The 23,301-nt window shown below is 73.6% G+C and carries 18 protein-coding genes; 7 read left to right on the top strand and 11 right to left on the bottom strand.

Annotated features, from left to right (window positions below; genetic code table 11):
- The first annotated feature begins 75 nt into the window (after positions 1–75).
- The 3 genes from ACFPCV_RS26890 (at position 76) to ACFPCV_RS26900 (ending at position 4,130) form a co-directional block, all read left to right on the top strand.
- Positions 76–1,050, top strand: coding sequence for a helix-turn-helix transcriptional regulator (locus ACFPCV_RS26890; RefSeq protein ID WP_378059124.1), 975 nt, complete (start codon positions 76–78; stop codon positions 1,048–1,050).
- Positions 1,051–1,308: 258 nt separating this feature from the next.
- A complete protein-coding gene (locus ACFPCV_RS26895) occupies positions 1,309–3,654 on the top strand; it encodes a molybdopterin oxidoreductase family protein (protein WP_378059125.1) in 2,346 nt (781 codons plus the stop codon).
- A complete protein-coding gene (locus tag ACFPCV_RS26900; RefSeq protein ID WP_378059126.1) occupies positions 3,651–4,130 on the top strand; it encodes a hypothetical protein in 480 nt (159 codons plus the stop codon). Before ACFPCV_RS26895 ends, ACFPCV_RS26900 begins: the two co-directional genes overlap by 4 nt.
- 20 nt (positions 4,131–4,150) lie before the next feature.
- Here ACFPCV_RS26900 and ACFPCV_RS26905 read toward each other — a convergent pair whose 3' ends face one another.
- Positions 4,151–4,996, bottom strand: coding sequence for an ANTAR domain-containing response regulator (locus ACFPCV_RS26905; protein WP_378059127.1), 846 nt, complete (start codon positions 4,994–4,996; stop codon positions 4,151–4,153).
- Positions 4,997–5,096: 100 nt separating this feature from the next.
- Here ACFPCV_RS26905 and ACFPCV_RS26910 point away from each other — a divergent pair, with 100 nt between their 5' ends.
- On the top strand, positions 5,097–5,342 hold the full coding sequence (locus tag ACFPCV_RS26910) for a hypothetical protein (protein ID WP_378059128.1): 246 nt from the start codon (positions 5,097–5,099) through the stop codon (positions 5,340–5,342).
- Positions 5,343–5,451: 109 nt separating this feature from the next.
- Positions 5,452–6,522: a glycosyltransferase gene (locus ACFPCV_RS26915; RefSeq protein ID WP_378059129.1), complete on the top strand. Its 1,071-nt coding sequence runs from the start codon at positions 5,452–5,454 to the stop codon at positions 6,520–6,522.
- 29 nt (positions 6,523–6,551) lie between these two features.
- Here the strand turns inward: ACFPCV_RS26915 and ACFPCV_RS26920 are convergent, their stop codons facing one another.
- Positions 6,552–7,130 (bottom strand): TetR/AcrR family transcriptional regulator, encoded by a 579-nt coding sequence (locus tag ACFPCV_RS26920; protein WP_378059130.1) that lies wholly within the window; start codon positions 7,128–7,130, stop codon positions 6,552–6,554.
- Positions 7,131–7,139: 9 nt separating this feature from the next.
- Positions 7,140–8,567 (bottom strand): MFS transporter, encoded by a 1,428-nt coding sequence (locus ACFPCV_RS26925; protein WP_378059131.1) that lies wholly within the window; start codon positions 8,565–8,567, stop codon positions 7,140–7,142.
- 229 nt (positions 8,568–8,796) lie between these two features.
- Between ACFPCV_RS26925 and ACFPCV_RS26930 the strand changes: the two genes are divergently transcribed.
- Positions 8,797–9,657 (top strand): spermidine synthase, encoded by an 861-nt coding sequence (locus ACFPCV_RS26930; protein ID WP_378059132.1) that lies wholly within the window; start codon positions 8,797–8,799, stop codon positions 9,655–9,657.
- A 38-nt stretch (positions 9,658–9,695) separates the two neighbouring features.
- Here ACFPCV_RS26930 and ACFPCV_RS26935 read toward each other — a convergent pair whose 3' ends face one another.
- The 3 genes from ACFPCV_RS26935 to ACFPCV_RS26945 all read right to left on the bottom strand — a co-directional run bounded on the left by ACFPCV_RS26935 (position 9,696) and on the right by ACFPCV_RS26945 (position 12,759).
- The gene (locus ACFPCV_RS26935; protein ID WP_378059133.1) at positions 9,696–10,418 is read right to left on the bottom strand and encodes a DUF6802 family protein; all 723 of its coding nucleotides are present in this window, start codon (positions 10,416–10,418) and stop codon (positions 9,696–9,698) included.
- Positions 10,419–10,558: 140 nt separating this feature from the next.
- Positions 10,559–12,070 (bottom strand): FAD-dependent monooxygenase, encoded by a 1,512-nt coding sequence (locus ACFPCV_RS26940; RefSeq protein ID WP_378059134.1) that lies wholly within the window; start codon positions 12,068–12,070, stop codon positions 10,559–10,561.
- 80 nt (positions 12,071–12,150) lie between these two features.
- Positions 12,151–12,759, bottom strand: coding sequence for a TetR/AcrR family transcriptional regulator (locus tag ACFPCV_RS26945; protein WP_378059135.1), 609 nt, complete (start codon positions 12,757–12,759; stop codon positions 12,151–12,153).
- Positions 12,760–12,875: 116 nt separating this feature from the next.
- Between ACFPCV_RS26945 and ACFPCV_RS26950 the strand changes: the two genes are divergently transcribed.
- Positions 12,876–13,178 carry a DUF1905 domain-containing protein gene (locus ACFPCV_RS26950; RefSeq protein ID WP_378059136.1) on the top strand — a complete coding sequence of 101 codons (303 nt, stop codon included), beginning with the start codon at positions 12,876–12,878 and terminating at the stop codon, positions 13,176–13,178.
- Between the two features lie 46 nt (positions 13,179–13,224).
- Here ACFPCV_RS26950 and ACFPCV_RS26955 read toward each other — a convergent pair whose 3' ends face one another.
- From ACFPCV_RS26955 to ACFPCV_RS26975, 5 genes are read right to left on the bottom strand one after another with little or no spacing between them, the layout of a single operon-like run.
- A complete protein-coding gene (locus tag ACFPCV_RS26955) occupies positions 13,225–15,126 on the bottom strand; it encodes an SWIM zinc finger family protein (RefSeq protein ID WP_378059137.1) in 1,902 nt (633 codons plus the stop codon).
- Positions 15,123–16,226: a VWA domain-containing protein gene (locus ACFPCV_RS26960; RefSeq protein ID WP_378059138.1), complete on the bottom strand. Its 1,104-nt coding sequence runs from the start codon at positions 16,224–16,226 to the stop codon at positions 15,123–15,125. Before ACFPCV_RS26960 ends, ACFPCV_RS26955 begins: the two co-directional genes overlap by 4 nt.
- Positions 16,227–16,237: 11 nt before the next feature.
- Positions 16,238–18,493, bottom strand: coding sequence for a DUF5682 family protein (locus tag ACFPCV_RS26965; RefSeq protein WP_378059139.1), 2,256 nt, complete (start codon positions 18,491–18,493; stop codon positions 16,238–16,240).
- Complete coding sequence (locus ACFPCV_RS26970) at positions 18,493–19,581, bottom strand: ATP-binding protein (RefSeq protein ID WP_378059140.1); 1,089 nt, start codon at positions 19,579–19,581, stop codon at positions 18,493–18,495. Before ACFPCV_RS26970 ends, ACFPCV_RS26965 begins: the two co-directional genes overlap by 1 nt.
- Complete coding sequence (locus tag ACFPCV_RS26975) at positions 19,578–23,177, bottom strand: DUF4132 domain-containing protein (protein WP_378059141.1); 3,600 nt, start codon at positions 23,175–23,177, stop codon at positions 19,578–19,580. The genes ACFPCV_RS26970 and ACFPCV_RS26975 overlap by 4 nt, the downstream gene beginning before the upstream one ends.
- Between the last annotated feature and the right edge of the window lie 124 nt (positions 23,178–23,301).

A 23,301-nucleotide genomic window follows, 5' to 3' on the forward strand; every position in this document is an offset into this window, starting at 1 on the left:
TCATCAGGTCCTGCCGACAACGCTAACGGCCATTCCGGTCATTTTCTGACCTGAATGTCGGGCAGAATCACGAACATGGCGAACACCAGCTCACGGACCCTCCGGCTGCTGTCCCTGCTGCAGACGCACCGGTACTGGCCGGGCACCGAGCTGGCCGACCGGCTCGGCGTGTCCGTCCGCACCCTGCGCCGGGACGTCGACCGGTTGCGTGAGCTCGGTTATCCCGTGGCCGCCAACCGGGGCGTCGACGGTGGCTACCAACTCGCGGCTGGCGCCGCCCTGCCACCGCTGGTGATCGACGACGAGGAGGCGGTCGCGCTCACCCTCGGGCTGCAGAACGCGGCGCACAGCACGGTGTCGGGGGTGGCCGAGTCGTCGGTGCGGGCGCTGGCCAAGGTGACCCAGGTGATGCCGGCGAGGCTGCGGCGCAGGGCCGAGGCACTGCGTGCGATGACCGTGCCCGTCGAGTGGGGTGGCCAGGAGGGGCCGAGCGTGGCCGCGGACATCCTCACCGGGGTCGCGCTGGCCTGCCGGGACACCGAACGGCTGCGTTTCGACTACACCGCGGCCGACGGCAACCGCACCGGCAGGCACGTCGAGCCGTACCGGCTGGTGAGCGTCGGCCGCCGCTGGTACCTCGTCGCCTACGACCTCGGCCGCCACGACTGGCGCAGCTTCCGGCTCGACCGGCTCGCCACGCCGGTGCCGACCGGTGCCCGGTTCCGGCCCCGCGAGCTACCCGCCGCCGACGCCGCCGAGTTCGTCCGCGAGCGGCTCGGCCAGGCGCCGCGCTCCCACGAGGTGGAGGTCGTGGTCGACGCCCCCGCCGCCGAGGTCCGGGCCCGCGTCGGCCGCTGGGCCACCGTCGAGGAGATCGACGGCACCCGCTCCCGGCTGCGCATGACCACCGACTCCCTGTCCTGGCCGATGCTCGCGCTCGGCACCCTCGCGGCCGACTTCCAGGTCGTGCACCCGCCCGAGCTCCTCGACCACGTCCGCGAGTGGGGCACCCGGTTCACCAGGGCGGCGGGCGGGCGGCCGGAGGTTTGAGATCATGACCGCCGGTAACCCGTGTCCAATGACCTCGGACGGGGAGCTGCCGGTGCGCTCGTCCGACGCTGATCAGCTCACCGCCCGCCAGGACACCGTGCCCCGGCTGTCCTGGCCGTCGGAGTTCCTCGCGATCGGGTCCATGCCGGTGTTCGGCAACCACCTCCGCCAGCACGGCTCGGCCGAGCCTCAGCCCGTCGGCGCGCCACCCCTTGCCACGGACGAGACCGGGAGACACGACATCGAGAAGGAGGGCACATGGCAGAGCGGAACCCGATCACCGATCCGTGGGGTGCGCGCACCCCGTACGGTCCCGGTGAGCGGTGGCCGGTGCGGGTCGACACGCACCTCGCCGACGGGCTGGCGGAGGGCGACGTCGACCGGTGGGTGCCGACCGCGGCCGTGCTGCACTCCAACGGCGACGGCATGGAGATCGCGGTCAAGGACGGGAGGATCGCAGGCGTGCGCGGCCGCGCGGACGACCGCGTCAACCACGGCCGCGTCGACGTCAAGGACCTGTACGGCTGGCAGGCCAACAACGCAGAGGACCGGCTGAGGACACCGTTGGTCCGGCGCGACGGCGTCCTTCAACCGTCCACCTGGGATGAGGCGATGGCACGCATCGCCGACCACAGCAAGCAGTTGCTCGCCGACCAGGGGCCAAGTGCGCTCGGTTTCTACACCAGCGGCCAGTTGTTCGCCGAGGAGTACTACACGCTCGCCGCCATCGCCCGCGGCGGGCTCGGCACCCACCACCTCGACGGCAACACCCGACTGTGCACCGCGACCGCGGCCGCGGCGCTGAAGACGTCCTTCGCGTGCGACGGGCAGCCCGGCTCGTACACCGACGTCGACCACGCGGACGCGTTCGCGTTGTTCGGCCACAACGTGGCCGAGACGCAGTCCGTGCTGTGGGAGCGGATGCTGGACCGGCTCGCGGGCCCCAACCCGCCCGCGCTCCTGTGCGTCGACCCGAGGACGACCGAGGTCGCGAAGGCCGCCACCGTCCACCTCGCGCCGCTGCCGGGCACCAACCTCGCCGTGATGAACGGCCTGCTGCACGAGATCCTCGCCAACGACTGGGTCGACCACGACTTCGTCGACCGCGCCACGGTCGGGTTCGCGGACCTGGAGAAGATGGTCGCCGACTACCCGCCGGACCGGGTCGCCTCGATCTGTGGGGTGCCGGCGGAGAAGATCCGCGAGGCCGCCGAGCTGCTCGGCCGCGCGGAGCGCCTCCTGTGCACGGTGCTCCAGGGCTTCTACCAGTCCCACCAGGCGACGGCGGCGGCCGTGCAGGTGAACAACGTCGTGCTGGTGCGCGGCATGCTGGGCAGGCCCGGCTGTGGGGTGCTGCAGATGAACGGCCAGCCCACCGCGGAGAACACCCGCGAGTGCGGCGCGGACGGGGACCTGACCGGTTTCCGCAACTGGGCCAACGACGCGCACGTCGCCGAGCTCGCCCGGATCTGGAACGTCGAGGTGAACCAGATCCCGCACTACGCCCCGCCGACCCACCTCATGCAGATGCTGCGGTACGCGGAGAACGGCACGCTGCGGTTCCTGTGGGTGACGGCCACCAACCCGGCCGTCTCGCTGCCCGAGCTGTCCCGCATCCGTTCGGTCCTCCGGCAGGACCGCCTGTTCCTGGTGGTGCAGGACGCTTTCCTCACCGAGACCGCCGCGCTCGCCGACGTCGTGCTGCCCGCGGCCGTGTGGGGTGAGAAGACCGGCACGTTCACCAACACCGACCGCACGGTGCACCTGTCGGAGAAGGCGGTCGACCCGCCCGGCGACGCACGCCCCGACCTCGACATCCTCCTCGACTACGCACGGCGCATGGACTTCCGCGACGCCGACGGCGCGCCGTTCCCGCCGTGGCACGACCCCGAGTCCGCGTTCGAGGCGTGGAAGAAGGCCTCCGCGGGCCGCCCCTGCGACTACACCGGGCTGAGCTACGAGCTGCTCCGCGCGAGGGGCGGTGTGCAGTGGCCGTGCAACGAGGACAACCCGGAGGGCACCGAACGGCTCTACGCCGACGGCAGGTTCTTCGCCGACCCGGACTACTGCGAGAGCTACGGCCGCGACCTCGTCACCGGCGCACCGGCCGAACCAGCCGAGTACCGCGCGACCAACCCCGAGGGCAAGGCGCTCATCAAGGCCGCCGAATACCTGCCACCACACGAGACCCCCGGCGACGAGTTCCCGTTCGCGTTGATCACCGGCCGCACCATCTACCACTTCCACACCCGCACGAAGACCGGCCGCGCGCCACAGCTGCGCGCCGCCGCTCCGGAAGTGTGGGTCCAGATGTCCGAGGCGGACGCCGGTGCGGCAGGCCTCCACGACGGTGACCTCGCCGAGGTCACCACCCCGCGCGGCACCGTCCGGGCGCGGGTGCGGGTCGGCGACATCCGCGACGGCGTGCTGTTCCTGCCGTTCCACTACGGCTACTGGGACGTCGAGGACGGCGGCGACAAGGCGGACCGCGCCGCGAACGAGCTGACCATGACCGACTGGGACCCGGTGTCCAAGCAGCCGTTGTTCAAGACCGCCGCGGCCGCCGTGAGCCGCGTGCCGGACACGGGGGGAGCCACCACGTGAAGATCGGACTGGCGTTGCGTGAACTGCACCGCTCGGAGAAGTCCCTTGCCCGCGACCTGCTCGTCGTCGCCGACCGCCACCACGTCGAGCACGAGATCCACCACGTCGCCCGCGACCTCGTCCGGTGGTCCGGCGAGCACCTCGCCGGCATCGCGGAGGCGGCACGCGCCTACGACCTGAACCTCGACACCGACCTGCCCGGCCAGGGGTTGCGCGGCGCGGTGCGCGCGAAGATCAGCGACATGACGGGCCGGTTCGCCGCGCCCGGGGTGCTGTTGCTGGCCGACCTGCGCAGGCTGCACCGCAAGGCCGCGGGGGTGTCCCTGGACTGGGAGCTCGTCGCGCAGGGCGCGCAGGCCGTCAAGGACACCGGCCTCCTCGAACTCGCGCAGCGGTGTCACCCGCAGACGCTGCGCCAGTTGAAGTGGACCAACGCGATGCTCAAGGCCCTGTCGCCCCAGGTGCTCGCGAGCTGACCGCCCGCGCGCCCGCCGGGTCAGCGCTCCGGCAGGTCGAGCTCGGTGTGCCTGGTGGCGAGCGTGTGCGCGAGTTCGGCGAGCTTGATGTTCAGGTCCTGGGAGGTGCGGCGCAACAGGTCGAACGCCTCGTCGGCGGTGATGCCGCGCCGGTTCATCAGGATGCCCTTGGCCTGCCCGATGACGTCGCGGGTTTCGAGCGCCTTGAGCAGCTGAGCCTCGCGCAGCTCGGCCAGCCGTACCGCCTCGGTGTGCGCGAGGGCGAGCGAGGCGTGGGTGGCGAGCAGCAGGGCGTGGTCGCGGGTCATCTCGTCGCCGAGCCTGCCGGGCTTGCGGGCGTAGATGTTCATGGCACCCGACAGGCGTGGCGGCTGGGCGTCGGCCACCAGAGCGGTCGAGAGGACGGAGAGGAAACCGAGGTCCGCGGCGGCCGGGCCGAAAACCGGCCAGTCGGATGAGGTCGCGAGGTCACCGCTGTGGGTGTACGCGACGCCGTCCTTGCGCGCGGCGTCCAGGCACGGGCCCTCGTTGTGGATGTTCTGCAGCTCGTCGAGCTCGACGCCGACCGGGTCGGTCCCCAGCGGGGTGTGCAGCCGCCGGTCCGTGGCGAACAGGGAGATGCTGACCAGGTCGGCGTCCGGGATGACCGCGTGGGTGGCGCGCACCACGAGGTCCAGCGCACCCGCCACCGTCTCGGTGCGCAGCAGCGTCCCGGTCAGCGTCGCGAACTGGGCGGCGAGCGGGCTGTGGTCGGGGGGAGCGGAAAGCGGGTGTGGCGCGTCCGACGGCTCGGCGACGAACTCCGCCTTGTCCTGGCTCCAGTCATCGTCCTGCAAGGTGCGGCTCCATCTGTTCGACTGCGCCATCGACGCTACTCCCGCCGGGGACGGTCCACTCGATGCCTCCCCACTGAACGTCCACATAGGACATTAGCGTGTCGAACAGATGTGCGATAGGATGGCGGGTATGAAGGGTGACCGGGTCGAGATCGTGGTCGACGCGGGGGACACGACCCGCACCTACGAGGTCGTGGCGACCAGGGCCGGGCGGCGGGTGGAGATCAGCACCGGCCGCGGTGTGGTCGAGGTCGTGGAGGTCACCCGCACCGGCGTCCCGGTGCGCACGGCGCGGTTCATGGCGGCCAGGGTCCTCGCGCTCGTGGAGCACCCGGTCGGCGCCACGCGGCTCGACGGGGAGCCGGAGGACGTTTGAGCAACCGCCAAACGGGGTAAGCGTGCCCAGCGTCAAACAGTCGGCGCGGATACTACCCGCTCCTGAGCCGAGCGCGTGTGTTCGGCTCGACGCTCCGTGAGGTGTTCCGTTGCGTATCGCCATGGTCGCCGACGTCGCAGGCCCCTCCGAGACCACATCGCCACTGCCCGCCCTGGCCGGGGCGTTGTCCGCCTCGGGACACGATGTGGCACTGCACGTGCGGCAGGACGGCCGCCCCAGTCAGGGCGAGCGCGGATTCCGCCTGGTCGACATGCCCGGCGGCCGCAGCGCCACCCGGTCGAAGCGCGCGGTGACGCGGTTCGCCGGCGCGCTCGCCGACCGGTGGCGCGCCGAGCCGCCCGACGTCGTCCACGCCTGTTCGCCGTTCGCAGGCGCGGCGGCCGTCGAGGCGGCGGCGCGGGTCGGCGTCCCCGTCGTGTACGGCGTCGGCGAGGGGCCGGAGGATGCCGACGAGACCGCGCTGTCCGCGGACCACGTCGTGGTGCCCTACAACGATCAGCGGCGCAGGCTGCTCCGCGGCGGCCTGCCACGCGAGAAGGTGTCGGTGGTGCCCTTCGGGCTGGACGTCGACCACTTCACCCCCGACGGCGACCGCACCGAGCCCAGGACGGCGGCGCACCGCATCGTCACGCTCGGCCCGCTCGAACCCGGCTCCGGGTTCGGCACGTCGGTCGCCGCGCTGGTCGCGCTGCGCGACACCGAACTGGTGGTCGTCGGCGGGCCCGCGCACGGCAAACACGCCACCGAGCTGCGTGCCTACGCCCGCAGCCTTGGCGTGGCGGAGCGCCTGGTGCTCGCGGGCGGGGTCCCGCACGACAGCCTGCCCGCGCTGCTGCGGTCGGCGGACCTGGTGGTGTGCACCCCGTGGGTCGCGTCGTTCGGCATCGCCGCGGTGGAGGCGATGGCCTGCGGGGTGGCCGTGGTCGCGAACGGGGTGGGCGGGCTCGCCGACACCGTCGTGCACGGCGTGACCGGCCTGCAGGTGGCCCCGAGGCGGCCACGGGAACTCGCTGCCGCGCTGCGCAGGATGCTGAGCGGGCGGATCACCCGAGAACAGCAGGGCGCGGCAGGCAGGGACCGCGCGGCGACCCGGTACTCGTGGAACTTCATCGCCGACCAGACGGCGAACGCCTACCAGCGCGTACTGCGCAACGTCTGACCGAGGCGCCCCGCCAAGGAAAGGCACGGTCAGTGGTGGGGCGGGGTGACGAGGTCCTGCAGCACGGGGCCGAAGGCCGCCACGGTCTGCTCGTGGGTGAGCGTCGTGACCCCGGGGAGCTTCACGGCGAGCCGGACCGCGCCAAGGCCCGCGAGCTGCGCGCAGATCATGGCGGTGCGCAGCGGCACGTCGGCACCGGAGAGGCGGGCCGCCAGCGGTTCGGCGAAGTGCTGCTGGAACGTGCCGGAGAAGTGGGCGCCGTTCGGGCGGAACGCGGCCATCACGGCACGGAGGAACGGGTCGGAGCTGGCGCGGTCGTGCAGGTCGAGCAGCGTGGCGACGAGGTGCCCGCCGAGGTGGTCGAGGTCGCAGTCCAGCAGGGCCGTCGCCTCCGCCTCGAACGAGACGGCCTGCGCGAACAGGTTTTCCTTGCTGCCGAAGTACTTCACGATCAGTGCCGCGCTGACGCCGCTGTCCTGGGCGATCTCGCGCAGCCCGACCTCCGCGAAAGCGCGGTGCGTGAAGCGCTTGCGCGCGGCCCGCAGGATCGCCTGCCGGGTGCCGCCCGCGGCGTCCGGGTCCGGGGCGGGCTGCTGTGCCGTGCCCATGGCGGGAGCTTACTGAGCCAGCATGCCGGCGGGGGCGGCGGCGGTGCCGCTCCCTTCCGTCTCCGCCGCGGTGGTGCGTGCGCTGCGCCGGATCACCGCCGTCACCGCCAGCGCGAGGCAGGCGGCACCGAGGCTCGCGGCGGCCGCCATCCAGAACGTCACCCGGAACCCGGTCGCCGACGGCACCACGGCACCATCGACGACGAGCGGGTACGCGGCGAGGAACGTGCCACCGATGGCCGCGCACGTGCTGGTGCCGATCGTGCGCAGCAGCGAGTTCAGGCTGTTCGCCGACGCCGTCTCGGTGGCGGGCACCCACGCCATGATCAGCGTGGGCATCGCGGAGAAGCAGAGCGCGGTCCCGATCGACAGCACCATCAGCACGGCCATCAGCAGCGCGACGTTCCCCGGCAGCAGCGCCTGCGCGACGTTGCCGACGAGCATCACGAGCGTGCCGGCCAGCAGCGTCACGTGCGCGCCCCGGCGCGCCGACAGCTTCGCCGACAGTGGTGAGAAGACCAGCATCCCCAGCCCCATCGGCACCATGCACAGCCCGGCGACCATCACGGACGCGCCGAAGCCGTACCCGGTCGCCGTCGACGCCTGCAGAACCAGCGGCGTCAGCATGAAGCTCGCGAACATGCCGACGCCGACGAGCGTGGTCGCCGTGTTCGTCAGCAGCACCACCGGCCGCGCGGAGGTCCGCAGGTCCACGAGCGGTTGCCGCACCCGCAACTGGTGTGCCGCCCACAGGGTCAGCACCACGGCGGACCCGGCGAACAGCCCGATGACCGCCGGACTGCCCCAGCCCCACGTGCCGCCCCGGGACACCGCCAGCAGCAGACCGACCAGGCCGGCGGCCAGACCGAGCGCGCCGACCACGTCGAACCGGCCACCGGAGCGCACCGGTGACTCCGGCACGAAGAGCACCACCAGTGCGAACACCAGCACCGACACCACCGTCGCCGCCCAGAACACGGCGTGCCAGTCCATGACCTGAGCGATCACCCCGGCCAGCGGCATGCCGATCGCGCCACCGACGCCGAGGGTGGAGCTCATCGTCGCGGTCCCCGCCATGACGCGGTGCGCGGGCAGCTCGTCCTTGAGGATGCTGATGCCCAGCGGCAGCACGCCGAACGCGGCACCCTGCAGCATGCGGGCGGCGAGCAGCGACTCGAACGACCAGCTGAGCGCGCCGAGCAGCGAGCCGGCCGACATGATCGCCAGCGCGATGGCCAGCATCCGGCGCTTGCCCAGCATGTCGCCGAGCCGTCCGCACACCGGCGCGCACACCGCGCCCGCCAGCATGGTCACGGTGAGCAGCCACGACGCCGCGTCCTGGGACAGGCGCATCGTGTGCGAGATCTCGGGCAGCAGCGGTGCCACCAGGGTGTGCATGAGGGACACGGTGACGCCGCACCCGCAGAGCACGATCATGAGCCGACCGGAATGAGCCGTCCTGGACGGTGAACCACTGTTCACCACCCGAGTAAACAGGTGTTCACCCCGCCGGGTCAACCGACTGTGATGCGGGCTGGATGATCGATTCTGTGCGCAAGGCGCGTTGACGGCATTCGCGATGCCGTCAATGGCACGTTCACGGCGCTCAGCGCCCTGAACGCGCCTTTCACGGCACTGGTTGTGGGCGGGGCACTAGGTTGTGTGGGTGGGACGTATCCGCAGGGCCGACGAGACCGTGACCGTGGAGGTCGACTCGGGCGTCGCGGAGCTGGTGCCGGACCTGGACGTGCCGGACGCGTGGACGTTGTGCCTCAACGGCACGCCGCAGTCCCACGTCGACATCGAGGACCCGACCCGTCTCGAGTTCGAGTACGTGCAACGTCTCGCCCACGTGACCGACCTGGTCGCGCCGCCCGCCGCCCCGCTGCGGGTCCTGCACCTGGGCGGCGGCGGGTGCACGCTGCCGCGTTACATCGCCGCCACCCGCCCCCGGTCCACCCAGCAGGTGGTCGAGATCGACGCGGCGCTGATCGACCTGGTGCGCACCCGGCTGCCGCTGGACCGCGCGTGGCGCCTGCGGATCCGGCACGGCGACGCGCGGGCCGTGCTGGCGAAGGCCACGGCGGGTTCGTTCGACCTCGTCGTCACCGACGTGTTCGCGGGCGCCCGCACACCGGCCCACCTGACGTCGGTGGAGTTCGTGTCGCTGGTGTCCCGCGCGTTGCGCCCGTCGGGGGTGTACGCGGCCAACATCGCCGACGGCGGGTCGCTCACGTTCGCCAGAGCGCAGGTGGCGACCGTGCTGGCGGTGTTTCCGCACGCCTGTGTGCTCGCCGAGCCGACGGTGTTGCGGGGACGGCGCTTCGGGAACTTCATCCTGGCCGCCTCGCACGCGGAGCTGCCCGTGTCCGACCTGACCCGCCGGATCGCGGGCGACGCGTTCCCCGGCCGTGTCGAACACGGCGCGGCGCTGACCCGCTTCACCGGCGGCGCCCCGCCGACGACGGACCAGACCGCGACGCGCTCACCGACACCGCCAAGTGGCACCTTCGGCCTGCCTGCCTGAGGGCACGGCCGGACCCGTGGTCAGGCAGGCAGGGCTCGTCAGCTGGGGGCGCCCGCGGGCTGGTGCTCGTCGGACTCGTAGGTGCCGTCGGGGTTGAGGTGGCCCTCGTCCACGACGGTCCACTCGTCGTCACCGGTGTGGGAGGCGATCGTGACGTCGCCCTCCTGGGTGATCACGGCGGCCTCGTCGGCCTCCCCGTCACCGTCGGTGTCGGTGAAGACGTAGGTGGTGCCGTCCTCGCCGTTCACGACGGCCGTGTCGTTCTCGCCGTCGCGGTCGGTGTCGTAGGTGGCCGGGCCCGCGTTGACGTCCTCGCCAGGCACGTCGACGGTCATGTCGTCCTCGCCGGCCTCGTAACCGGTGCTCGACGGGTCCTCCGGTGCGCCGGTGGGGTCGGTGGTGCCGGTCGTTTCGGTGCCACCGGTGGCACCGTCCGCGCCGTCACCGCTCGGGGTCGGCAGCGCCTCGACGTCCTCCTCGTGCCACTCGCCGGTGGTCTCGTCGTACTCGGCGCCGGTGACCACCTCGCCGTCCGCGTCGTACTCGACCGCCACGTCGGCCACCCCGTCGCCGTCGGTGTCCGCGAAGGCGATCGCGCCGCCGTCCTCCGTCGCCACGACCGCGGTGTCGTTCGCCCCGTCGTCGTCGAAGTCCACGTTCTCCTCGACGGTGTACTCCTCGCCGCCGATGTCGACGGTCAGCTCGTCGTCACTGTCCGCGCTGTCGGCGAAGTCCTCGATGTGGTCGTAAGGAACGTCCACGGCCTGCCCCCTCCTGGAAAGTCGATCTGGTGCGTGTTGGAGGGCGGGCGGCCCGGATCGGTTCCACAGAGGACACCGGTCCCGGAATGTTCCTCGCCGGTACCGGCACGACCGGGGGTGCCGAACGCGTGGCCCGGTCCTCACGCGCCGACCGGGACCCCGAACCACTGGGCGGCGGCGGCCCGCAGCGTCTCCTGGTCGGGGTGCGCGTCAGCCGACGCCCACGCCACGTAGGAGTCCGGGCGGATCAGCATGGCGGTGACGTCGGTGTCGGCCGTGGCGCGGACGACCTCGACGCCCTCGGCGCGCAGGCCGCCGTGCTCGGTGAGGTCGAGCAGCAGCGGCCGCGCCTTCCTGACCAGTTCGGCGAGGCGGACCGTGCCCTCCGGTGTCCGCAGGTCGAGGTCGGGTGCGAGCAGGCCCGCGAGCGGGTGGGCGCCCTCGCCGACCGGGTAGCGGACGTCGGCTCCGGCGACGAGTCCGGCGAGGACCCGCACGACGTCCGGCTGTGTGAGCAGCTCCCCGAACAGCGTGCGCAGGCCGGTGACGTCGTCGCCGGGGGCCAGCAACGCGGCCTGCGCCTGGGAGTAGGTGATGGTCCGGTCGGCGGCGGGACGGCGCTCGGCCTCGTAGGTGTCGAGGACGTCGGTGCCGCCGTTGACCGCGGCCGCCAGCTTCCAGCCCAGGTTGACCGCGTCCTGCATGCCGAGGTTGAGCCCGGTGCCACCGGCGGCGAACACGTGCGCGGCGTCGCCGACGAGGAACACGCGGCCCTCCCGGTACCGCTGCGCGACCCTGGTGTTGCCGCCGTCGAGCCTGCGCAGCACGTGCGGGCCGGCGCCGGGTGGCGGGCCCAGCGGGACGTCGGCGCCCAGCACACGGTTGACGCTGGCGCGCAGCTCGTCGAGCGTCATGGGCTCGCCGGTCTCCTCCTGGTCCCACTCGACCGTGGCGATCAGCGGCGGCTGCCCGGGAAGCGGTGCGTAGGTGAACCCGCCGCGGTCGGTGCGGACGGGGAGGAACGGCAGGAGCGGGCCGTGCCCGGGCACGTTCAGCGCACCGGTCGCGGGGTCGAGCCACGCCGAGGGCACGGTGGCGTTGGCGGTGCGGCTGGTGGTCCGGTCGTGGGTGACACCGGGGAAGCCGATGCCCGCGGCCTTGCGGACGGTGCTGTGCGCGCTGTCCGCGCCGACGACGTACCCGGCGCGCAGCTCGTGGGTCCCGCCGGGGCCGTCGACGGTGAGGGTGACGCCGTCGTCGTCCTGGACCAGGCCGGTGAGCACGTGCCCCCTGCGGATGTCGGCGCCGAGCTCCGACGCGCGTTCTTCCAGCACCCGCACGGTCTTCAGCTCGGGCACCGGGAGGTTGTGGATGGGGCTGTCCGCGAGGAGGCCGAGGTTGAGCGGCATCGCGGCGAACATGAAGTAGGCGTTGTTGGGGCGCGGGGGACCGGGGCTGCCGCTGAGCCGCTCGAACAGCCCCCGGCGGTCGACCATGCGGACGACCTGCCCGACGAGACCGTTCGACCTCGGCTCCGCACTCGGTTCGGTGAGCCGTTCCAGCACGACCGGCCGGACACCGCCGAGGGCGAGCTCGCACGCGAGCATCAACCCGTTGGGGCCACCGCCGACGATGACGACGTCCACGTCCACGTTGTTTCTCCTTGCGTTCCAGGGGGTTTCGGGCATGGCGCAACGGCCCGGCGAGCGGGCTCGGTTGTCCGGTGCGGTGATCAGCGCGGGTCGGGCAACCCGGCGCGGATCTGGTCGAAGACCTCGCGCAGCAGCGCAACGAGCGACTGGGCGGGGTCCCGCGTCCAGTGCGCCATCGCCGTCCCGAGTCCCGCGTTGGCCACCGCGGCGACGACCTGTGGGTACAGGTCGCCTGCCGCGGTGCCCGTGCGGTCGGCGATGGCGGCGGTCAGCTCGTCCTGCGCCATGGCGTGGGCGCGGAACACCTCGTACTGGACAGCGGGCTCGGCGAGCAGTTTCTGCAGAGCCGTGGTGTACCGGTCGATCCGCGGCGGGGCCGGCGCATCCGGCGGTGGTTCGAACTGCCCGGCGATCGCGCCGGTGAGCGCGTCCCAGAGCGGTTCGTCGGCGGGGCGTTCGCGCAGCGCCTCCGCCGTCCGCTTCCCACGCTCCACGTGCGTGGCCACGACAGCCTCCGCCTTGCTGGCGAAGTAGTTGCGGAAGGTCCGTTCCGAGACGTTCGCCTCCGCGGCGATGTCCTCCACCGCGACGTTGTCCAGACCGCGCTCGAAGGCGAGCCGGATGGTCGCCTGGCTCAGGGCGAGCCGTGTCGCGCGCTTCTTGCGTTCGCGCAACCCACCGTCGTTCATGCCGCCCACCGTAGCCAAACTTTCCGAGATTGCAAACTTTCCAAGTCGGAAAGTTTGCTGGCCGGGAGGGCGTGACGAGGACGGGTGCTGTCGGTGGTCCGTGCGATGCTCGGCCCGTGGTCATCGATTTCGACGCCGAGCTGTGGGTGTGGGACGCGCGGCGTGCCGGCACGTGGACCTTCGTGCGGCTGCCCGCCGACGCGTCCGAGGACATCCGCGAAGTGGCCGGCGGGCAGGGCAGGGGTTTCGGTTCGGTGCGGGTGCGGGTCGTGCTCGGTGGCAGCGTCTGGACCACGTCGGTCTTCCCCGGCAGCGGAAGCGGGTGTTACGTGCTGCCGGTGAAACGCGCCGTCCGCACGGCGGAGGGGCTGGAGCCGGGCGATGTGGCGAGCGTGTCGGTCGAGCTCGTCGAACTGTGACCGGCACGCCGGGCCGCCGGATGAGTGGCGGCCCGGCGAGTCCGGCTCAGTGGAGTTCCGCGGCCGTGAGCAGGCGGATCTCCGCACGCAACCACGTGACCGGGTCGGCTGGGGTGCCAGACCAGGTCCGCACGGCGTCGGCGCAGCGGGTCAGGCCGGTGCGGGCCAGCGCGTCGGCGACCGGGGTGGCCCTGGCCGGGAAGGTGGGAGGCAGCCGGGTCAGGCCGCGGTGGGCCGCCTCGGCGAGGAGGGTCAGTGCGTTGTCGATCGCGGTGGCCAGCGGGTCGGCCGCCGCGCGGTCGGCGGCCGGTGGCACGGCACCGGCCGCGGTGGCCAGGTCGGGTACGACCACGCCGTCGGCGGTCCGCACGGCGTAGGGCTCGATGACCAGGCCGCCGCGGGCCCGGCGGATCGCGCCGCTCACCTCGACCGGGTCGCCTGCCAGTGCCGCGGCCAGCGCGTCGATGGCGCCGGGCGCGACAGCGCGGTGGGCGAGGCTGACCGTCGCCACCGCACCGTCCGCGTCCGCGACGACGGCGTCAAGACGTTGCGCGCCTGCCAGGTAACGCACCTGCCGCACCTGTGCCACCGGCACCACCCGGACCAGCTCGGCCGCGACCCTCGGCCGCACCACCCTCGGTGGCAGACCGGTCAGCTGCGTCAGCGCCTCGGTGACCGACGGGCGCAGCGCACGCGGCAGTTCCGCCCACGACTCGCCGACCGGGCTGACCGTCGTGCGGGCCAGCCTGCCCGCACCGAACCGCACCACCCGGCCCGCGCTGCGCACCGCGGCCTCGCTGACCACGTTGCCCGCGGCGAACGACGCGAGCGTCGTGCCCGCGAGCCTGCGGGACGCGATCGCGCCAGTGCCTGCGGGCCAGCGGTGCCGGACCGCCAGCACCGTCTCCGTTCCGGGGTGGGCGAGGAACACCTCGGCGGTGTCCACGTCCTCCTCGCCGTCCTCCTCGCCGGTCTCGCGGCCGACCCGGCAACCCAGCGCCACCAGGCGCACCTGCCGCAGCGGCGTCTGCGCGGGCTCGTCGGTGCCGAGCACCCGCGACGGCGCCCGCGCCGCCGCGTGCCGGCGGGCGTGCAGTTCCGCGACCAGCTCCGCGACCCGCACCGGGTCGTGCTGGGCGGACCGCGTGCCGTAGGCCCTCAGCTGGCCGACCAGCTCCGCCAGCGCCGCCGCGGGCCAGCGCAGATTCGCCCGCTCGCACGCCACGTGCTCTCTGCGCAGCGCCGCGACCAGCACCTCGTCGACCGCTGTGACCCCGGTGCGCAGCAGCTCACCGGCCGCGGCCGCCACCCCGGCCAGCGCGGCCGGAACCGGCTGCCGGTCGGCGTCACCGGCGAGGTCGACGGTCACGTCGGTGTCGGCGGGCTGCTGCGCGTCGGCACGGCGGAACGCCCACACGGCGATGACGACCAGCGCGTCCCGCGACTCCGCGCGGGCGTCGCAGTCGACGAAACCCAGCTCGCCGGGCACCAGGAAACGCACCGTCGCCGCCGGCGTCTCCACGGTCATCGCCTGCCTGCGCACCCGTGCGGTGAGCCCACCGCTCACCGCGCGCCTCGCCGCGGTCAGCGTGCGGGCGCCGAACAGGGCGGTCAGGTCCTCGTCGGTCACCGAACCCGGCCAGCCTGCCGGGACCTCCGGTGTCGCCGGTTCCGCTGCCCGCGCGTGGTCACGCTGGTAGGCGAGCACGGCGCCGATGCGGTGCCTGCAGATGCCGGGCGCCCCGCACGTGCAGCTCGCCGTGTCCAGGCCGTGGCCGGGCGGCAGCACCACCCGCGCGCCGTCGGCGAAGCTCGCCTCGACCGTGCCGTCGGTGGCGGCCGTGACCGGCGGGACGCCATCGAGGTCGCGGGCCGCGCGTTTGACCAGGCCCCGGTTCGCGAGACCGGCGAGCGCGTCGGTGCTCAGCGCGAGCAGGTCCGCCCTCACCGGCCGATCCTCTCCGCGACGAACTCGGCGAGGTGCCCCGGTGTCATCGCGCCGACGTGCGCGCCGACGTCGGCGAGCCGGCCCCCGAGCTCCCGGTCGTAGTCGGGGTTCGCGGCCTCGTCCAGCGCGGCGAGGCACAGCACGTGCGTGCCCTGCCCGACCAGCGCGGCCACGGTGCGCACCAGGGAACCCGCCTCGCCGCCCTCGTAGAAGTCGGACACGATCGCGACGATCGCCCGCCGGGGCGCGTCCACCAGGTCCGCGCCGTAGCGGACGGCCCGCGCGATGTCGGTGCCGCCGCCGAGGCGCACCCGCATCAGCAGCTCCACCGGGTCGGTGACGTCGGAGGTCAGGTCGACGACGTTCGTGTCGAACGCGACGAGGTGCGTGCGCAGCCCCGGCACGCCCCACAGGCAGGCGGCGGTCACCGCGGAGTGGATCACCGAGTCCACCATCGACCCGGACTGGTCGACCAGCAGCACCAGCTGCCACGGCTGGGTGTGCCGCCGCCCGCGCGCGGTGAACCGGGGCCGCTCGATCAGCAGCCGCTTCTGTTCCGGCTGGTAGTGCGCGAGGTTGGCGCGCACCGTGCCGCGGAAGTCGAAGTCGCGTGCCTGCCGGAAGTTGCTCGGCCTGCGCAGCCGGGTGCCGGTCAGCCCGCGCCGCACCTCGGTCGCGAGCCGCGCCATCAGCTCGCGGACCACCTCGGCGACGATCCGCCGCGCCAGCGCCAGCACGTCGGGGTTCATCAGGTGCTTGGTGCGCAGCACCGCCCGCAGCAGCGCCGGGTTCGGCTCGACCCGCGCGAGCACCTCCGGGTCGGTGACGATCTCGTGGACTTCGTAGCGCTCGACCGCGTCGCGTTCCAGCCGTTCGACGGTCTCCTTCGGGAACAGGCGGTGCACGTCGTCGAGCCAGTCGACGGGCGTGACCGCCGAGTCCTCGTTGCCCGCACCGCGCACCCCGCGCTCGGCCAGTTCCTGGTCGCGGCCGTACAGCCACGCCAGCGCCGCGTCCATGGCCGCCGCGTCGCCGTCGAGCCCGGTCATGCCCGCCGCCGGTGCGCCGAGCACCAGCCGCCAGCGTTCCAGGTCGCCCATCGGTCCCTCGTTCACAGGTCCGCCAACCCCGCCCGCGTGAGCATCTCGTCGATCGCCTCCTCGATGGCCGCACCGCCCGCCACCAGCACCGGGTCCACCCGCGCCCGCAGCAGCGCCCGCCCGGACCCCGCGCCGCCGCGGCGCGCCACCAGCGCGGTCGCGAACCGTTCCCGTTCTGCGGGCGGGAAGAACTCGAACGCCTGCCGCAGCGCGGGCAGCGCCACCAGGAAGTCGTGCGCCGACAACGCGCTCACGAGGCCGTCGAGCACCGAGGTGAGCCCGCCGTCGTCGAGCACCTCCTCCCGCGCCACCGCGAACAGCCCGGCGAGCCAGTCACCGAGCACGGCCGGGGAGCGGGGCACCGCGTCGCCCGCGGCCACCGGTTCGCCCAGCGCCCAGCACAGGCCGAGCCCGGCACCACGCATGTCCGGCGGCACGTCCTGGTTCGCGAACAGCCGTCCGCCGACGCCGACCGCCGTCTCCTTGTCCAGGTCGAGCACGGCGCCGCTGTCGCGGACCGCGTCCCGGACCGCCGCGAGCGCGCGCAGCCGGGCCGGTTCCGCCGGGGTGTCGCCGCCACGGACGCCCTCTGCCAGCCACAACGCCCGTCTGGTCGCGGTGGTGACCACCGTGCCGAGCAACGCGCTGCCCGCGGTGCCGAGCAGCCGGTCGTGGCGCCACAGCCCGAGCGCGACCCGCAGCGCGGCGCCGAGCGGGCCGAGCTCCCGCGCCGACCGCACCCCGGCGGCGACCCGCGTGGTCAGGTCGCCCGCGAGGTCGGCGAGACCGCACAGTGCCGCGTCGTACAGCAGGGCGGCGAGCGCGCCCACCTCGTCCCTGCCGCCCGCCAGGCCGGCGAGCGTGGCCGCGGCCGCGTCCGGCAGGGTGCCGCCGCGCGCGGCCGCCTCGATCAGCGCGGCCTCGCGGTGGTCGGACGGGGTGAGCCGCCAGCGTTCCGCCGCGGTCGCGTCCCGGCCCGTGGACGGGCCGGACCTCCGTTCCACACCGGGAAGGCCGAGCACCCGCAGGCGGTGCAGGAAGCGGCTGCGCCGCAGGTCGCCTGCCTCGGTGAGGTCGAGCCGGACGTCCCGGTCGCCGTCGAGGTCGAGTGCGGTCAGCTCCGCGCCCACCGCGGCGACCAGCGGCGGCGCCGGGGTGGCCGGGTGCAGGCGGCCGGCGCGGTCGCCGGTGAGCGCGGCGACCATCTCCACCACGACCGGGTGCGTGCCCGCGGTGAGCGGGCCGCGTGCCGTCCACGGCAGCGGCTGCTCCAGCGCGTCCGACACGAGCGCGCTCACCAGCCCGTCCAGCACGTCGGTGCGGGCCGGGTGCGGGTGCCCGCGCAGCGCGGCGAGGCCCGCACCGAGTGCCCGTGCCGAGATCAGGTCGGCGGTGGACACCGTCTGACGGCGCTTCCGCAGCCTGGTCACCACGTCGGCGACCAGCCCGGTCGCCGCCGCCTTCGGCCCGGACTCCCACAGCCGCTGGTAGTAGCCGGGGGAGGGCATGCCGGAGGCGTAGCCGGTGAACGCGTCGAGCCTGCGGTTCGAGTACGGCACCAGGTAGCTGCCCGTCTCGGTGCCCGCCGGCACGGCGGGCACCGCGGGCCACTCCGTGGTGGTCTCGGTCGCGGCGGCGAGCCTGGCGAGCAGCGCCGGGCGGTGGAAGCCGCCGACCACCGCGACGACCGGGCCGTCGTCCCGCGCGGCCGCCGCCGCGACCCAGCGCGCCATGTACTCCTCGCGCGCGGTGTCCTCCGGTCCCGCGTCCGCCTCGCCGCGCACCAGGTCGAAGTACGTGGTGAGCCGCTGTGCCAGCCCGTCGTGCGGGTGCGCCTCGACCAGGTGGTCCCACAGCACGTCGACGTTGTCCACCGCGAACGCGCGGCACAGCCGCTCCGACGCGTCGGCGTAGCGGTGTTCCGCGTCGGCGTAGACGTTCTCGGTGTCGGCCGTGCGCCAGCCCGGCAGGTCGATGAACCGCACCTCGGCGCCGGCCGCGTGCCCTTCGGTGAGCGCGATCCACTCGGGGGAGTAGTCGCAGAACGGCGCCCACGACAGCCGGGTGCGGCGGTCGTCGCGCACGTAGCTGAAGATCGCCACCGGCGGGGTGTGCCCGAGCAGCAGCTCACCGATCCGGCCGGAGAAGTCGGCCGGGCCCTCGACCAGCACGTGCGCGGGCCGGTGCGCGGCGATCGTCTCGCGCACCAGCCGCGCGCACGCCGGGCTGTGGTGGCGGACCCCGACGACGTGTACGGGAGCGACCATCAGCCGGGGAGCCGGAGCCGCGCGCCGTGCAGTTCGTCCCACGCAGGCGTGCCGCGGCGCCGGGCGACGTCGTGCTCCAGGTAGCGGCGCAGCTTCGCGAGGTCGTCGGGACTGTCCTTCGCGGCCGTCCCGGCCAGGCACTCGACGATGTCCGCCGCCGACCCCGGCTCGCCACGCAGGTACCAGCCACGCAGCCCGACCGCGTGCGCGACCGACACCGCCTCCGCGGTGCTGAGCACGGTGGACAGCCGCTCCGCGCCGCCGCGCCCGGTACCGGCGCGCAGCTCGCGGAAGGTGGTGACCAGCACCTCCAGCACGTCGCGGCGCTGCGCGACCGGCACCCCGGAGCGGTGCAGCAGCTCCGCGGCCTCCGTCTCCACCAGCGCCAGTTCGGTGTCCAGGTCGGGGATCGGGAACACGGTCTCGAAGTTGAACCGGCGTTTGAGCGCCGCGCTCATCTCGTTGACACCCCGGTCGCGGGTGTTTGCGGTGGCGATCACGTTGAACCCGTCGGTGGCGAACACCATCGCGTCCGGCCCGGTCAGCTCCGGGATCGCCAGCACCCGGTCGGACAGCGGCGAGAGCAGCGAGTCCTGCACCTCCAGCGGGCAGCGGGTGATCTCCTCGAACCGCACCACCTTGCCCTCGGACATGCCGCGCAGCAGCGGCGCGGGCACCAGCGACCGCGTCGACGGGCCCTCCGCGACGAGCATCGCGTAGTTCCACGAGTAGCGGATCTGGTCCTCCGTGGTGGCCGCGCCGCCCTGGATGGTCAGCGTCGACACACCGCTCACCGCGGTCGCGATCAGCTCGGACAGCAGCGACTTCGCCGTGCCCGGGTCGCCGACCAGCAGCAGGCCGCGGTTGGTGGCGAGCGTGACCAGCGCACGGTCCACAAGGGATGGATCGCCGACGAACTTGTTGCGCACCCCCAGCTTGGCGTCGCCGACCACGAACCGGCGGGCCGCGTCGAGGCTCAGCGCCCACCCCGGCGGCCGGGGCGCGGTGTCCTGCTCGCGCAGGCGTGCCAGCTCGTCGGCGTACCGGACCTCGGCGGGCGGGCGCTGCAGATCCTGCTTCGCGGTCACTTGGCGTTCACCAGCTCGGTCAGGTCGGCCAGCAGCTCGCTCGCCGACACCGCGTCGAGCGTGCCGAACGGGGTGTCCTCCTGGCCCCACCAGCCGTCGTGGTGCGTGGACAGGAACACGCGCCGGATCTGCTGGTTCTCACCGAGCATGGTCGGCTCGCCCGCGACGATGCCCTCCTCCAGTTCGAGCACCCCGAACCAGCCGCCGGTGAGCGGCTTGACCACACCGGCCTCGACCCCGCCGTCCTGCGGCGTGGTCCGCTCCCAGCCGCGTTTGGTGAGGCCGAGGACCCGGCCGACGCTGACGGTGGTCTTGTCGAACCTGGCGAGGGTGAGGGCGGTGCGCTCCTCGTCGGTCAGCGCCAGGACCGGCCTGCCCAGCTGCGGGAACGGTTGCAGGATCTCGTAGTCGGCGAACACCTCGGCCCAGGTGGCGAGCGCCGTGCCGAGGTGCAGCGGGTGCGCGACGCCCACGGTCGTGCCCGCGGGCGGGACGTACGCCTCGTCGTCGGCGTCGGCGAGTGTGCGGTCCTCGGCGAGCCGGAACGAGCCGACCGGCCTGTCGTCGGTGCTGTAGACGCCCCACACCAGTCTGCGCACGACGTGCCACAGCAGCGGGTGCCCGGCGAAGTAGGTGGCGAAGTCGTCGTGGCTCCACCGCCGCCCGGACACCATGGCCCGCTCCAGCCGCATGATCTGGTCGCCCGCGAGGGTGCGGACGTCCTTCTTCAGCGCGGTGAACCGCTGGTAGGCGGCGGCCGCGAGGTCCTGGTCGTCCTTCGCGCCCGGTTTGGGCAGCGTCTTGCGGCGGGTGCCGTCCTCGTCCGACACGGTCGGCCGCAGCGCCTCGTCGAACCCGACGACGAACCGGCGCGGGCCGTAGTCGAGGACCAGCGTGCCGTCGGCGGCGAGCCCGAGGTCGGGCACCAGCCGGTCGGCGAGCTGCTCGGCACTCAGGCCGAGCTTGGCGGCCACCAGCTCGATCTTCTCCTTGGCGCGCTGCTTGAGCCCGGAGAACTTGACCTTCTGCGCGATGCCGTTGAGGTGCATCAGCGCGACGTCGGTGCCGATCTCGGCGAGCACGTCGAGGCCGGTGACGGCACGGGCGTGGCCGCCCTCGCCCGGCCAGGCGCGGATGATCGGTGCGAGCCGCCGGACGGTCTCGTCGTCGCCGACACCGGCCAGCGCGGCGAGTGCCCAGCCGTCCCTGGCGGGTGTGCCCGCCTTGCGCCACGCCTCGAACACCGCCCACCCGAACTCGGCGAGCGATGCCGGGTCGCACACCTCGGCGACCTGCGCGACACCGCCGTAGGGCTCGTCGGGCGTGCCGAGCGCGAACATGGTCAGCAGGTCCGCGGTCGATGCCGTCGACAGCGCGAACGCCTCGTCGCGCAGGCGGATCTGCGGCAGCGCGGCCGGGTCGGCCCACGCGCCGGGCACCGGCAGCTTCTTCGGCAGCAGTTCGAGCGGGTCGGTCGCGAGGATGCGGGCCACCCCCTCGCCTGCCTGCTCGCCTGCCAGCCGCGTGGTCTCGGCGACGGCGGCGTCGGTGCCCTCGTGCGCGGCGAGTGCGCGCAGTGCCGTCTCCGCCGCGTCGCGGGCCTTGCCCGCCTTGCCGAGTGCGGCGGGCAGCAGGTAGGGCAGCGTCGCGAGGCGGTGCCGCAGGAGCCACGCCCTGACCACGGGCCGGGCCGTCCGCCGCCGCGCCAGCGCCGTCGCCATGATGGTGGCCACCTCGGTGTCCAGCACGGGCAGGAGCGCCTTGAGGTCGTCCTGCCCGTTGCTCGTGGCCACCGCCGAGATGACCGAGGGGACGGCTTCGGCGTCGAACCGGGCCAGCAGGGCGGTACCCCACAGCTCGACGTTGTGGGTCCGCTCGGGTTGCCACGCCCTGAGCGCGGGCAGGGCCAGCTCCTCCGGGGCGTGCAGCACCAGCGAGCGCATCACCCAGTCGTTGCGCGCGTACCGCTCCAGCTCGTCCGCCCAGTTCGTGCCGGTCCTGGCGTGGCGGCCGAACGCGACCCGCGACCGCAGCGCGAGGCTCTGTTCCCGTTCCTCCTCCGCCCACTCGACGCGGGTCGGCGCGGGCACGGACAGCTCCGCCAGCACGACCCGGGGCGCGGCGGCGCGCTCGCGGGTCCACGGCGGCCTGGCCAGCACCGGTGGCAGCAGCTCGGCCGGTGCGTCGGGGAGCCGGACGACCCCCTCCTGGGTGGCGAGCGCGGCGTCCCGTGCGGCGTCGGGCAGGGTCGGCACGACGTCGGTGAGCAGCTCGTGGCGCGCCAGCAGGTGGGCGCGCAGCAGCTCGACGGCCGGCTGGTCGCCCGCCGCGGCGCTCTGGGCCAGCAGCCGGGTGGCGCGCACCGGGTAGCGCTGCGTGGCCTCCCGCAGCGCCACCAGGTACGGCGCCTGGTCGGCGTGTTCGAGCAGCGCGCGGAACGCGTCGTCGGTCGGCATCGCGACCACCGCCGCGAGCAGGCGTTTGCGCAGGTCGTTGTCGGCTTTCTCGGACCACCGCACGAGGATCGGCGCGGCGGCCGGGCCGACCGTGCGCACGATCGTCGGCAGCGTCCTGGTCTGCCGCTGGAACCCGTGGTCGGCGTACTTCACGACGTCGAGCTGGTCGGCGCTGTGCACGGCAGACAGGTACAGCCAGCCGGTGATGTGGTCGTGGTGGTCGGCCTCGGCGGGCAGTTCGTCCACCCACGCGGTCTCGGTCGGCGCGAGGAACGCCGCGACGAGCCGGGTGTCGCGGCCGGTGCGGAACCGGCCGATCGTGGCGATGGCCCGCGCGTACTCGTCGTCGTCAGCCGCCGCGACCGCCGCGCGGATCTCCCCGAGCACCTCCGTGCCGGGCCAGCGCCACGGCAGGCGCTCGCCGTCGGTCATGGGACGCAGGCAGGCGCTGTTCCTGTCGTTGTCGTGGGACGCGACGGTGAGCGTCGTGAGCCGCATCGCCGCCTCGACCGCGAACCGCAGGCCGTACTCGGCGGGCCAGTACTGCCCGAACCGGCCGATCTTGTCCCGGGCGTAGTAGGAGGCGCTCGTGCCGACCACGACGAGCACCGCCGCGGCGCCCAGCGGGTCCGGGGTGCCGTCGAGGTGGGCGCGTGCGGCGGCGGCGACCTGCTTGTCGGTGCCAGCCGCGCCGAGCAGGGTGTCGATCCGGTGCCGGTACTTGGCCACGAGCCCGTCGGCCGTCGCACGGGCCTCCGGTGCGGGACGCGAACGGGGTTTGCCCTGGTCCCGCCGGGCGAACGCCATCCGGACGAGCCCAGGGGGCGGGTCGAACGTGTCCTCGTCCGGCACGGTCGCCGCCGGCTGCGCGACCGAGGGCGTCACCGGCTCCGCGGCCGTGGCGCCCGGCGCCGGGGCGACCGGGGCGGGGGCCGTGCCCGCGTCGGCGTAGCCCTTCTTGACCTTGTCGGCGACCTGCTTTGCGAGGAACGCCGCGGCGTCCTCAGCCGACCCGAACTCCTTGCGCTTGGTCTGCCCGTCGGTCCCCATCCGTCCCCAGGACACGACCACGTCGCTGCCCTGCACCACCCCCTCCCAGAACTTCGCCGAGCCACCGCCGATGAACTCCAGACGCCGCACGTTCCACTCTCTCTTCTGCCGAACTTCCTCGGACCGCGCGCACAAGCTAGCGGTGCCCACCGACAGTCCGGAGTGGAACGTGCGGGTCGTGAAGCTTCCGTGATGCGCGTCGAGGCGTCGATGC

The sequence above is a fragment of the Actinophytocola glycyrrhizae genome (genome assembly GCF_042653545.1).
Lineage (GTDB): Bacteria > Actinomycetota > Actinomycetes > Mycobacteriales > Pseudonocardiaceae > Actinophytocola > Actinophytocola glycyrrhizae.